The sequence below is a fragment of the Pseudomonas parakoreensis genome, from assembly GCF_021602155.1.
Taxonomy (GTDB): Bacteria; Pseudomonadota; Gammaproteobacteria; order Pseudomonadales; family Pseudomonadaceae; genus Aquipseudomonas; species Aquipseudomonas parakoreensis.
Window position 1 is genome coordinate 16,993 of the sequence record NZ_BQHY01000029.1, and the last position, 11,508, is coordinate 28,500.

12 protein-coding genes and 1 pseudogene are annotated in these 11,508 nt (G+C 58.4%); 7 read left to right on the forward strand and 6 right to left on the reverse strand.

The window, feature by feature from the left end; genetic code table 11:
- Positions 1-305: 305 nt before the first annotated feature.
- On the forward strand, positions 306-1,205 hold the full coding sequence (lpxO, locus tag L6D63_RS27105) for a lipid A hydroxylase LpxO (protein ID WP_047294711.1): 900 nt from the start codon (positions 306-308) through the stop codon (positions 1,203-1,205).
- A 131-nt stretch (positions 1,206-1,336) separates the two neighbouring features.
- Here the strand turns inward: lpxO and ku are convergent, their stop codons facing one another.
- On the reverse strand, positions 1,337-2,209 hold the full coding sequence (gene ku / locus L6D63_RS27110; protein ID WP_047294709.1) for a non-homologous end joining protein Ku: 873 nt from the start codon (positions 2,207-2,209) through the stop codon (positions 1,337-1,339).
- 192 nt (positions 2,210-2,401) lie between these two features.
- Between ku and L6D63_RS27115 the strand changes: the two genes are divergently transcribed.
- Both L6D63_RS27115 and L6D63_RS27120 read left to right on the forward strand, forming a co-directional pair.
- Positions 2,402-2,743 (forward strand): hypothetical protein, encoded by a 342-nt coding sequence (locus L6D63_RS27115; protein ID WP_121185644.1) that lies wholly within the window; start codon positions 2,402-2,404, stop codon positions 2,741-2,743.
- Between the two features lie 52 nt (positions 2,744-2,795).
- Positions 2,796-3,941: a PQQ-dependent sugar dehydrogenase gene (locus tag L6D63_RS27120; RefSeq protein WP_131671777.1), complete on the forward strand. Its 1,146-nt coding sequence runs from the start codon at positions 2,796-2,798 to the stop codon at positions 3,939-3,941.
- A 129-nt stretch (positions 3,942-4,070) separates the two neighbouring features.
- On the opposite strand, the gene L6D63_RS27125 is transcribed toward L6D63_RS27120, so the two are convergent.
- Positions 4,071-5,189 (reverse strand): GNAT family N-acetyltransferase/peptidase C39 family protein, encoded by a 1,119-nt coding sequence (locus tag L6D63_RS27125; protein ID WP_131671778.1) that lies wholly within the window; start codon positions 5,187-5,189, stop codon positions 4,071-4,073.
- Between the two features lie 92 nt (positions 5,190-5,281).
- Between L6D63_RS27125 and L6D63_RS27130 the strand changes: the two genes are divergently transcribed.
- The 3 genes and pseudogenes from L6D63_RS27130 to ilvA form a co-directional block, all read left to right on the forward strand.
- Entirely contained in the window at positions 5,282-6,856 is a 1,575-nt protein-coding gene (locus L6D63_RS27130; RefSeq protein ID WP_095669085.1) for a RimK family protein, read from the forward strand.
- Between the two features lie 7 nt (positions 6,857-6,863).
- Positions 6,864-7,787: a magnesium transporter CorA family protein gene (locus L6D63_RS27135; RefSeq protein WP_041064381.1), complete on the forward strand. Its 924-nt coding sequence runs from the start codon at positions 6,864-6,866 to the stop codon at positions 7,785-7,787.
- Between the two features lie 340 nt (positions 7,788-8,127).
- Positions 8,128-9,129, forward strand: a pseudogene (gene ilvA / locus L6D63_RS27140) (threonine ammonia-lyase, biosynthetic); the annotation flags it as partial.
- Between the two features lie 24 nt (positions 9,130-9,153).
- Here the strand turns inward: ilvA and L6D63_RS27145 are convergent.
- Both L6D63_RS27145 and eco read right to left on the reverse strand, forming a co-directional pair.
- Positions 9,154-9,459, reverse strand: a complete 306-nt coding sequence (locus L6D63_RS27145; protein ID WP_003225174.1) for an NIPSNAP family protein — start codon at positions 9,457-9,459, stop codon at positions 9,154-9,156.
- A 21-nt stretch (positions 9,460-9,480) separates the two neighbouring features.
- Entirely contained in the window at positions 9,481-9,966 is a 486-nt protein-coding gene (gene eco, locus L6D63_RS27150) for a serine protease inhibitor ecotin (protein ID WP_047294643.1), read from the reverse strand.
- A 370-nt stretch (positions 9,967-10,336) separates the two neighbouring features.
- Here eco and L6D63_RS27155 point away from each other — a divergent pair, with 370 nt between their 5' ends.
- Positions 10,337-10,606, forward strand: coding sequence for a DUF1652 domain-containing protein (locus L6D63_RS27155; protein ID WP_047294641.1), 270 nt, complete (start codon positions 10,337-10,339; stop codon positions 10,604-10,606).
- Here the strand turns inward: L6D63_RS27155 and L6D63_RS27160 are convergent.
- Complete coding sequence (locus L6D63_RS27160) at positions 10,603-11,001, reverse strand: hypothetical protein (RefSeq protein WP_095669088.1); 399 nt, start codon at positions 10,999-11,001, stop codon at positions 10,603-10,605. The genes L6D63_RS27155 and L6D63_RS27160 overlap by 4 nt on opposite strands.
- Before the next feature lie 90 nt (positions 11,002-11,091).
- A complete protein-coding gene (locus tag L6D63_RS27165) occupies positions 11,092-11,361 on the reverse strand; it encodes a DUF2790 domain-containing protein (protein ID WP_047294637.1) in 270 nt (89 codons plus the stop codon).
- Positions 11,362-11,508: the final 147 nt, after the last annotated feature.

The following is an 11,508-nucleotide window of genomic DNA, read 5'->3' on the forward strand; positions in this document are numbered from 1 at the left end:
GCGCAACCGCTGCGGCGCTTCCCGGAATAACCTCTGTTTTGCTCTGCGTCAGCACTCATGCGCCTGCACGAGCGTACTGTCGCGCCTGCCGTTTGGCAGATTCAGCCGACAGTTTTTCACAGATCAGGTTCACCCTTGGTTACAAAGTATGGCTAAAATGCCATCCGATTACCCAATAGCCGCTCACGGCACGGGCTCAAGGAAGTGCCACCGGGACAGTATTTGTATTCATGCCACTGCATCAGACCCTGGGCCTTTGGCCGGCAGGCGCGCAGTTTGTTCACTTTTGACGTGTGACGATTTCCGTGAAACTCATCATTGCCGCTATTTATGTCCTTTCCATTGCATACGTTCACCTTCGTGGTCGTGTGCGTCACAAACTGGGCCGTCAGTTGAGCGACCACTCGACGTTTCTGGCGCCGATCAACTGCTTTCTGTACCTGTTTTCAAAGAAACCAAACAAGCCCTATCTCGATCCTTCCGAGTTTCCGGACCTGAGCCCGTTGCAGGCGCATTGGGAAGAAATTCGCCAGGAAGGGCAGGACCTGCTGCGTGCCGGTGAGATCAAGCGCTCGAATCAGTACGACGATGTGGGTTTCAACTCATTCTTCAAAAGTGGCTGGAAGCGTTTCTACCTCAAGTGGTACGGCGAGAGTCATCCGTCGGCGATGAAACTGTGCCCGCGCACTACCGAACTGGTGCAGAGCATCGGTTCGATCAAGGCCGCGATGTTTGCCGAACTGCCACCGGGTTCGAAACTGGTTCGCCACCGTGACCCTTATGCGGGCTCCTATCGCTACCACTTGGGCCTGGATACGCCGAACGATGCGGGTTGCTATATCAACGTCGACGGTGAAAGCTACCACTGGCGCGACGGTGAAGCGGTGATGTTCGATGAGACTTACATCCACTACGCCGAAAACACCACCGACAAAAACCGCATCATCCTGTTCTGCGACATCGAGCGTCCGATGAAATATCGCTGGGCGGCCGCGTTCAACAGATGGTTCAGTCGCACCGTGATGTCCGCTGCTGGTGCGCCGAACGATGCCGGCGACCGCACTGGCGGGATCAACCGTCTGTTTACCAAGATCTACAAAGTGCGACTGCGTGGCAAAGAGCTGAAAAAGCGCAATCGCGCGCGTTACTACATGGAAAAATGGGCGATCTTTGGCGGTTTGCTGGCGATCTTCATTCTGATCTGACTGGTGTGTCGCACCTGTTTGTCATTGCCAAAGACTGGTGTCCACAGGGGCATTGCAAACCGTGGGCGCCAGCCTGCTGGCAATGACTGTCTCAAAAGCAACCTGTCAGTTACCTGACAGGCGTTGAATATTCATTCCCCAGAGGCTTTTTTGGTTTTCCTTGCCGGCGTGGATTTCGTGGGTTTCTCCGGTTTAGCCTTGGACTTGGCCGGCGCTTTCCCACCCAGACTGCGTTTAAGCAGCTCGGTCAAGTCGATCACATCCGCAGACTTGCGCTCCTCTTCGCCACCCACAGTCTCGACATCCTCGATCTTGCCTTCGTGGGCCTTCTTCTCGACCAGGGCCATGATCTTGTCCTCAAACTCGTCCTTGTAGTCCTCCGGGCTCCAGTCGCCGCTCATGTCCTGCACCAGACGTTTAGCCATGTCCAGTTCGCCCTTGGCCAGTTGCGGCTTGGTCACCTCGCTGCCCAGTTCCAGTTCGTCGAGGCCGCGCACCTCCTGCGGCCAGCGCAGTTTCACCAGCACCAGCGCCGATTCCAGCGGCATCAGCGCCGCCAGATATTGGCGAGTGTGCAGGACGACGCGGGCGAGGGCGACCTTGTTGGTTTTGCTCAATGTTTCGCGCAGCAGGGCGTAGACCTTGCCGCCGCGTTTGTCCGGGGCCAGGTAATAAGGCGTGTCGATGTTCTGCAGTGGAATCTGCTCGGCATCGACGAAGGAGAAAATGTCGATGGTCTGCGTGGACACCGGGTGCGCCGAGCGGATTTCTTCCTCGCTGAGCACCACATAGCGGCCCTTCTCATAGGCCACACCTTTGACGATGTGCTCCTTGGTGACCTCCTTGCCGGTGACTTTGTTTACCCGTTTATAACCCACCGGATCCATGCTGCGGCTGTCGAGCCAGTCAAAGTCGACGCCGTGCGAAGACGTTGCCGACACCAGCGCAACGGGGATATGCACCAGTCCGAAACTGATTGCGCCTTTCCAGATTGCCCGAGCCATGGTGAGTCCTCCGCGAATGATGTTCAGGTGACCTGCAGCCGGCGGCGAAAGTTTCCAGCGTTTGCCGGAGACAGCAGTGCTGTCGGTCAAGCCGTGTTACATCTTGTTTAAGGGCGATGGGTTAACAAATCCGAACCCGGGGCGTAGCGTGGACTCGAAGGCTCTATCACCTGTGCATCGAGAGGCCATCCCATGAACCGAATATTGCCCGGCATCATCGTTCTGCTCCTTGGGGCAGGTCTTGCGCATGCCGAGGTCACGGCACCGTCCGCGCCGCTGTTGCTGGCACAAAGTCCCACCGGCAACAGCAACAATCCCTACAACAGCCCGATTCGCCGCGCCAATCCCAACAGCATGCAGGGCACCCAGCCCAGTACGCCGGTGATTCGCGGGCCGAATACAGTGCCGGTGCCCAGTACGCCCACCGTTGGCAATGGCGGCATCGGCAATGGTCAGCAGCAACGCTCGGTACCGAGTACACCACCCAGATTCATTCCCAACCCACCGCCGCGTGATGGAGACAGCAACCGTTGAACATCAGGCCTGAGCGCCTGTCAGCCTTCGAAACGAACAAAAGGAATCGTGCATGTTGCGTAAAACCTTTCTAGCCACGCTGTGCGCCGGCGCGTTGCTCAGCGCGCCAGCCTTCGCCGCGCCCCCCAAAGCGCTGCAGAGCGAGCAGGGCGCCCTTGAAGTCACCACGATTACTCAAGGCCTGGAGCATCCGTGGGCGCTGGCGTTTCTGCCGGATCGTCAGGGCATGCTGGTAACCGAGCGGCCGGGCAACCTGCGGGTGATTACCGCTGATGGCAAGCGTTCCGAGCCCATCAGCGGCGTGCCCAAGGTCTGGGCCAAGGGCCAGGGTGGCTTGCTCGATGTAGTGCTGTCGCCGGACTTCCGGCAGGACCGATTGGTCTACCTGTCCTACGCCGAGGGCGGTGGCGCCGGGGATAAGGCCGGGACGGTGGTGGGGCGAGGCCGGCTGTCGGACGATTTGAAGACGATCAGCGATTTTAAGGTGATCTTCCGTCAGGAGCCGAAGCTCTCGACCGGTAACCATTTCGGTTCACGTCTGGTGTTCGACCGCGATGGCTATCTGTTCATCACCCTCGGCGAAAACAATGATCGGCCGACCGCGCAGGATCTCGACAAACTGCAGGGCAAGGTCGTGCGGATTTTCCCCGATGGCAAGGTGCCGGACGACAATCCGTTCGTGGGCCAGTCCGGCGTACGTCCGGAAATCTGGTCCTACGGCCACCGCAACCCGCAGGGCGCGGCGCTCAATCCGTGGAACGGCACACTCTGGGAGAACGAACACGGACCCCGAGGCGGCGATGAGGTGAACATCATCGAGCGCGGCAAAAACTACGGCTGGCCGCTGGCGACCCACGGTATCAACTATTCTCTGCAACCGATTCCCGAAGCCAAGGGCAAAAGTGTCGAAGGTGCGGTTGACCCGCACCACGTCTGGGAGAAGTCGCCGGGTGTTTCCGGCATGGCGTTCTATGACGCTGATCGTTTCAAGCCGTGGCAGCAGAATCTATTCATCGGCGCGCTGGTCAGTCAGGAGCTGATCCGCTTGCAGTTCGATGGGGACAAAGTGGTGCACGAGGAACGGCTATTGGGCGAGCTTAAACAGCGGATTCGTGATGTGCGGCAGGGGCCGGATGGCTATCTGTACGTGCTGACGGATGAGCAGGACGGTGCGCTGTACAAGATTGGCCTGAAATAACTTCACTTCCAGTTTTCACTGATGTCCTGTGGCGAGGGAGCTTGCTCCCGCTGGGTTGCGCAGCAGCCCCATGCGCTTGTGAGCGCTACGCACTCATGCGGGAGCAAGCTCCCTCGCCACAAAAAACCTCTAGAGCCTGACGATAGTTGGCACAGCGCGGGCATACAAAACCACCGCCGCCCGTAACTTCCCTCGACCAAATCGACTCATTTTCTCAAACTCGCCATGGCTGACCGGCACATGCTGGCAGTCCATCGGTTGACGATGCTGGCTGTGGTCGACATCCGGATCGTGCAGATACACAAAGTCTTCATCGCAATCGGTGACTACCACCCAATGCGGTGACTTGGAACGGGTCAGGCGATAGCTGCTGATCAGCACCAGAGGTTGTCCGCCAGCCTGCAGCAGGCGCGGCAAATCCAGATGGGGGTCGATCTTGCGCTCAATGTCGGTGTCTTGCATTTGCGTGGTGAATTCATGGTGCACCAGGCGCATGACGTCTTTTTTATGCTCATCGCGTACGCCGTCGAGAAACAATGGCCCGGTCATGCTGAGTTGCAAACGCACTTGGAAACCTCGACGCCAAGCGGCCAGCGCCAAGCCTTGAGGACTGCAGCCACCATGGCCGGACGTCATGAACACCGTGGTCGCCTCACGCCAGATCTGCAATTCCTCACGCCGCTCCAGTAAGCGCGCAGGTTGCAACGCGCCCATGGCCATCAATAGACAGGCCGGGCCACAAGTGAAATCGGTGGTTTGCGGGTAATAGGGCACCTTGATGTTGCGCGAATCACGGTGCTGAACAATGCGCTTTTCCAGGCGTAACGCATCGGCATGGTCTTCGTAGTAATCGTGAATCAGCGCAAAGCGCCGATAGCCGTTGCGCTCGTAAAGCGCGATGGCGGTGGGGTTGTCGAGGCGCACCTCAAGACGCAGGTAGGCGCAGTCATGCTCGACGGCGCAGGCCTCGATACGGTGCAGCAATTGTTTACCCAGCCCAGTACCGCGAGCTTCGGCGGCAATGGCGATGGAGTACAGGCGCGCCAATGATGTGCCGCGATGAAACAGCACCAGGGCATAGCCTAGCAATCGACCGTCAAGTTCGGCGACCAGCAATTGCGCATGGGCGCGGGTGATCATCCATTGAAAGCTGCGACTGGTGAGCCGGTCGCTGGTGAAACATTGCATTTCCAAGGCCAGCAGCGCTGGCAGATCTTCAACTACCGCCAAACGGAAAACAGCATTCATATGACCACCGTAAAAGTTGCGTAACGAAACGGGACTTTCGAAAAACTTCGTGCTTAATAGAAATGGTCTTGTTCTCCAACGGATCAATCTCTATGTCAGCGGTACAGGGTCATTGGCGCGAAGTATCCGAGCAAAGTTTGCCGGCGGCAACTTTTTTAAATCCAGCCATCAGAACTTCCAGTCAAGTGTTGATCATCGTCGAACGCAAGGAAGATTGGGCCTCGTACTTCCCCAGCGAGGACATCGTCACCGCTCAGGAATACCTCGAGCAAACCCGTGACAACGAGCCGGGCAAGCGGGTGCAGGTGATCAATCTGTGCCGCAGCTACAAGTACCTGGGGCACGGTTACTACTGCTCACTGCTGGCTGAAGCCCGCGGCCACAAGGTGATTCCATCGGTGCGCACCATCAGTGAACTGACGAAAAAGTCGCTTTACGGTCTGGCACTGGACGACCTCGACAAAACTCTGGAAAAAGCCCTTAGTCATCATCTGTACAGCGATACCGAAGGTTTCACCCTGACGCTTTACTTCGGCAAAACGCATATCGAACCGCTGCAGGATCTGGCTCGACAATTGTTTGAAGTGTTTCCGTGCCCGATTCTGTTAGTTGAGTTTCGGCGAACTAACGGTTGGCACATCGAAGGCATTAAGTCCGGTGCCCTGCATAAGTTGCGCGACGATCAGGAAGATCAGTTCGCCAATGCGCTGGACGGTTTCAGCCGTAAAGTCTGGCGGGCGCCACGTTCGCCGCAAGTGGCGCGTTACGACCTGGCGATCCTCCACGATCCGCAGGAGGCCTTGCCGCCATCCAACGCCAAGGCACTGGAGAATTTCGTCCGGGTCGGCAAGCGCATGGGCATCGACGTCGAGCTGATCGAGCGCAAGGACTATGCGCGGATCGCTGAGTACGACGGCTTGTTGATTCGCGAGACCACCAGCGTCGACAACCACACCTATCGCTTTGCCAAGAAGGCTGAAAGCGAAGGCCTGGTGGTGATGGACGACCCCACGTCGATCCTGCGCTGTACCAACAAGGTCTACCTGACCGACCTGCTCAACAGCCATCAATTGGGCATGCCCGCCACGGAAATTCTCTACAAGGAACGACCGGAAGATTTCGAACGGGTCGGTGAACGCCTCGGTTTTCCGCTGGTGTTGAAGATCCCCGACGGCTGTTTTTCTCGCGGAGTGATCAAAGTCGAAAGCCAGCAGGCGCTGCTGGAGGCCACCGCCGAACTGTTCGAACACTCGGTATTGCTGCTGGCTCAGGAGTTTTTCTACACCGAGTACGACTGGCGCATCGGCGTGCTCAACCGCAAACCGATCTTTGCCTGCCAGTACTTCATGTCCAAGGGCCACTGGCAAATCTACAACCACAAAGCCAAGGGCCAGGACGTTAACGGCGAGTGTCGCACCTTGGCGGTTCACGAGGCGCCGCGAGCGGTGGTGGAACTGGCGGTGAAGACCGCCAACCTGATCGGCGATGGCCTCTACGGCGTGGACCTGAAACAGGCCGGCGACAAAGTGGTGGTGATCGAGGTCAACGACAACCCGAACCTCGACGCCGGTATCGAAGACGCCTATTTGCAGGACGACCTGTATTCACTGGTGCTGGAGGAGTTCGTGCGACGGCTAGAGCTCAAGCGTCGCGGTCAGGCCTGGTGAAGCGCCGATGATCAGCAGCTTCGCACTGACTCATGGCGCGTTGCAGCGGGTCGAGCGGCTGGACGCCGAGGTGATGTTGTTCAGCAATCCCGATGCGGCCGAGCGTGACTTGCTCCACAGCCACTACAAGGTCGACGAACACGCGTTGGCCTCGGCGCTGGACCCGGACGAAGTCTCGCGAATCGAGTTTCACCCCGACCACTTGTTCCTGATCTGGAAACGCCCGGAAAACTATTCCGGCGGTGGCAGCCTGGCGTTTGAGGTGTCGTCCTGCGGCCTGCTTTTTGCGCCCGGTCAGTTGCTGGTGATCGCCACCGATGACACGCCGCTGCACGGCATCGGCACGCGCCAGCCGCTCAATGCGCCGCTGGATGTGTTGCTCGATCTGCTGTTCAACAACATCCATCACTACCTCGGCCATCTGAAGGTGATCAAACTAGTGGCCCGCGAGCTGCAGCAGAAGTTCAACGCCTCGATGCAGAACCAGCATCTGGTGCAGATGTTCAACCTCAGCGAAAGCCTGATCTATTACATCAACGCCCTGCACAGCAACGGCGCGGTGTTGACGCGGCTGCGCAATCATGCGGAAAAACAGCACTTTGGCAGCGAGGCGATCGGATTGATCGACGACCTGATCATCGAAAACAACCAATGCTACAAACAGGCGGAAATCTACTCCACGGTGTTCTCCGGGTTGATCGATGCGCGTGGCAACTTGATGAACAACAGCATGAACAATCTGCTGCGCAAACTGACGTTGATCAACGTGGTGTTTCTGCCGTTGAACCTGATTGCGAGCATTGGCGGGATGTCGGAATTCAGCATGATGACGGCGGGTACGCCGTGGTGGATTTCCTACCCGGTGTTTCTGCTGGTGATGTTGTTGGGGGCCGGGGGGATGTTGTTCGGGTTGCGGCGGTTGGCCAAGTGATCCGTGGTGACTTGGCCGACGCCAGCCTATAGCGTCAGCGTCAAATAAACCATTGACTCGCCGGGCGCGGCCGGGCTAATTTCAGGCCCATGACTTCCACCGTATTGCGCTGCCAGCCAAGCATTATTACCGCCATTCCTCATTTGGCGGGCTAGCTCACGACTGCAGCACCCAACCCGCCCTAGAGGCGGGTTTTCATTTTCTGTCTCCTGGGTTTTACCAACGAAAGCTCCCTGTAGGAGCTGCCGAAGGCTGCGATCTTTTGATCTTGCTTTGGATTTGAGAAATACAAAGTCAAAAGATCGCAGCCTCCGGCAGCTCCTACACAGAGCGCCCGGAGATGACGATGAAATACAGCCCCGACCAGCAAACCCTGCTTGAGCAGTACGTGAAAAAGATCCTCGCCGCGCCGGTCTACGACATCGCCGTGCGTACGCCGTTGCAAGCGGCACCGGCGCTGTCCGAGGCGCTGGGCAACCGGATCCTGCTCAAGCGCGAGGACCTGCAACCGACGTTCTCCTTCAAGATCCGTGGCGCTTACAACAAACTGGTGCAATTGAGCGATGCGCAGAAAGCACGCGGGGTGATCACCGCTTCGGCGGGCAACCATGCGCAGGGCGTGGCGCTGGCGGCGCGTGAACTGGGGGTCGCGGCGACCATCGTCATGCCCTCTACCACGCCGGAACTCAAGGTGCTTGGGGTACGAAGTCGGGGTGCCGAGGCGCTGCTGCACGGCGAGAGTTTTCCGTTTGCCCTGGCCCATGCGCTGCAACTGGCCGAGCAAACCGGGCGCACCTTTGTCTCGCCTTTTGATGACCCGGAGGTGATCGCCGGCCAAGGCACGGTGGCCATGGAAATCCTCCGTCAGCATCAGGGGCCGCTGGATGCGATCTTCGTTCCGGTCGGTGGGGGCGGGCTGATCGCCGGCATCGCGGCGTACGTCAAATACCTGCGGCCGGAGGTACGGATCATCGGTGTCGAATCCGAGCATTCGGCCTGCCTGAAGGCGGCGCTGCAAGCGGATGCGCGCGTTGTGTTGCCCAGTGTCGGAACGTTCGCCGATGGCGTGGCGGTGGCGCAGATCGGCGCTTATGGTTTTGAGGTGTGCCGGTTTTGCGTGGACGAGGTGGTCACCGTCAGCAATGACGAGCTGTGCGCAGCGATCAAGAATATCTACGACGATACCCGCTCGATCACCGAGCCTTCCGGAGCATTGGCGGTGGCCGGCATCAAGCAATACGTGGCGCGCAGCGGTGTTCGCGAGCAGACCTTCGTCGCGGTCGACTCCGGCGCCAACATCAACTTCGACAGCCTGCGCCACGTCGCCGAGCGCGCCGCGATGTGCGGCGTCCCGGCGTGATTACACTCAGGGCAGCAGTGGGCGCAGGAAACTGCGCTCGTAGCTGACGATGAATTTCTTCTGCACCAGCGATTCCACCAGCGCCGTGCTTTCCGGGTCGGTCAGCGCGATGTGCCGGTAGCTTTCGTAATCGGCCAGCGAAGGAAAGCTGAACAGGCAATAAGCTATATTGCTCGCGCCCTCGGAGGGCAGGAAATAACCGTGATGAGTGCCGCCCAAGCGCTCGACGATGCCCAGCCAGGCCTTGGCATAGGCTTCGAACTCGGTCAGTTGGTACGGATCGATCACGTATCGCACATGGCAAGTAATCAAGGTTGGTGCTCCCTGTTCAGGTCATTCCGCAATGGCGGTGCCGACCTTGTCCGAAGCCGACCAGATGCGATAGCGCACCTCGACATCTTTCGGGGCGTAGATCACCAGTGGCAGCTTGCTGTTGTAGCGCAGCATGAAGCCGTCACCGACAACCGGGACAAACGCGCGTTTCTTCGCGGTGCCGGGTGGGCAGGCCATCATGGTACTCATCGGGCCGATGACTTTTTCCAGCCGGTAGAACGGGTAGCCCCAACCTTCGAGGTTTTTCTCGTCCAGTACACCACCCAGACGTTGACGATTGCAGTCGACTTCCAGGGTTTTGCCGGCGAGCACTTCAACCTGGAAATTCTCTTCCTGATCCTGTTTGGGCAGGTAGATGACTTGGCGGGTGAAGCCGTTTTCCGCCTTGGGATAGGGTGCAACGTCTTCGAGCTTGGCCGCGTGGGCGAGGGTGGACAGGCCGGCAACGAGCAGACCGATTGTCGCGCGAGCGCGTAAAGAACCCATGAAAGCCTCCTGGCGGGTGTAGGGTGGATGTCGGGCATTCTCACTGTCATCAGCGATGAATGCAAACCGGCGGCGACTTGCAAATTGCAGTGCCCAAGAGGGGCGATCTTGCAATTTGCAACTGGCCAACTGCTGGCCACCGCGCCAAGTGCTTGATTTCAAAAGAGGCTGTATGACCCGATGAAAGGCACGTTTTATGCGTCGCTTTGGTGCAGCGCACCGGCTTCGGGCGCCTACACTCCAATGGGCATTTCGCCGTACAACCGTTTGCCGCACCAGGGAATCAGCGGGGACACACCCGTGCAGGGGCAGCAAAAGCGGTCAACGTGAAGAGTTGATTGGCAGTTTCATCAATAAGGAGAGGTTCACCATGTTTCTGTCTGCCTTGGAACTACGCAATATCATTGAAAGCAGTTTTTTGCCGAAACGCTGCCAATGCACGCTGTCGCCCGACCTGTCGATGACCGTCAAGGTCTTCGGCGACCACCAGACTGATCAGGTTGATCTGCACGTCACGGGTATCGACGCCAGTCATCTGAATGGCTGCCGCGAGATCAACGACCTGATCGCCGGCCTGCGTTCGGATCTGGCGCAACAAACCACGCAGTCGCATTACAGCCCACGATCAAGAGCCGTTTAACTCACCGTTTCACCCAGTTCGACCGTCACGCGCCGGGCCTGCACAAAGCCGAGGCCCAGCGCGAACTCGACCAGCACCGCGAGCAGAATCCCGGGGCCGGCATGGCCGTTCAGCCATTCGCCAAACCCCAGCACCGCCAGACCAAAACAACCGACGATAAACCCGTTGCTTAGGGCATTGCGACCCAGCGACGGCGGCGCGCTGCGCACCAGATAAAACATCACCCCCAACGCCGCAAACAGCACCGCACTGCGCCGCGCGACAAACCCGACAGCGCTCGAATACTCAATGCTCCAGATCGCCAGCAACACCTGCGGGAAAAAGCCCCAGGCCAGCGCCAGTACAAAACACAACGAAGCGGTGATGATCGACAATGTGCGAAACGACAACTGCATGGCGAGTCCTTGCGGCAGTAAGAAGGGACCCCGAGCATAACCCGCGAAGCCTTCATCGCCTACCGCAAAGCCGCAAATCAGAGCCTTCTGTCAGTTCTGGAAGTTGCAGGCGTCAGACATTTTCCGATAGGTGATTTCCGCCGGCTTGCCGGCATTGTCGATGTACTTCATGTCGGCGGTGATGACCTTGCACTGCTGAGTCTGTGGCTCGGTCAGGGAAATCACTTTGTTCACATGCAACGGCATGCCGTACTGATAGGGAACGGGCTGGGTAGCAGCGTTGGTGTCATTGGCCTGAGCCAGCCCGGCGAATGCGCTGCAGGCGAGGGCGGAGGTGAGCAATAGCGTGCGAATGTTCATGAATCGGACTCCCGTGCGACGTAACCGATCCATCACTCACACATTCAAAGCCGCCCATTGAAGCCCGATGCTGCGCTCCCGATCTCTTTCTGGAGCCAGCACCTCATGATGCGTCCCGACGCCAAAGTCGAAAAAGTTTACCTTTAC

Bases quoted from the DNA above. Each gene is read 5' to 3' on its own strand.
- eco (WP_047294643.1), bottom strand. From the start codon at position 9,966: ATGGGTTCTTTACGCGCTCGCGCGACAATCGGTCTGCTCGTTGCCGGC.
- L6D63_RS27160 (WP_095669088.1), bottom strand. From the start codon at position 11,001: ATGCAGTTGTCGTTTCGCACATTGTCGATCATCACCGCTTCGTTGTGT.
- L6D63_RS27135 (WP_041064381.1), top strand. From the start codon at position 6,864: ATGATCAGCAGCTTCGCACTGACTCATGGCGCGTTGCAGCGGGTCGAG.
- L6D63_RS27115 (WP_121185644.1), top strand. From the start codon at position 2,402: ATGAACCGAATATTGCCCGGCATCATCGTTCTGCTCCTTGGGGCAGGT.
- L6D63_RS27125 (WP_131671778.1), bottom strand. From the start codon at position 5,189: ATGAATGCTGTTTTCCGTTTGGCGGTAGTTGAAGATCTGCCAGCGCTG.
- ku (WP_047294709.1), bottom strand. From the start codon at position 2,209: ATGGCTCGGGCAATCTGGAAAGGCGCAATCAGTTTCGGACTGGTGCAT.
- L6D63_RS27120 (WP_131671777.1), top strand. From the start codon at position 2,796: ATGTTGCGTAAAACCTTTCTAGCCACGCTGTGCGCCGGCGCGTTGCTC.
- L6D63_RS27130 (WP_095669085.1), top strand. From the start codon at position 5,282: ATGTCAGCGGTACAGGGTCATTGGCGCGAAGTATCCGAGCAAAGTTTG.
- L6D63_RS27165 (WP_047294637.1), bottom strand. From the start codon at position 11,361: ATGAACATTCGCACGCTATTGCTCACCTCCGCCCTCGCCTGCAGCGCA.
- L6D63_RS27155 (WP_047294641.1), top strand. From the start codon at position 10,337: ATGTTTCTGTCTGCCTTGGAACTACGCAATATCATTGAAAGCAGTTTT.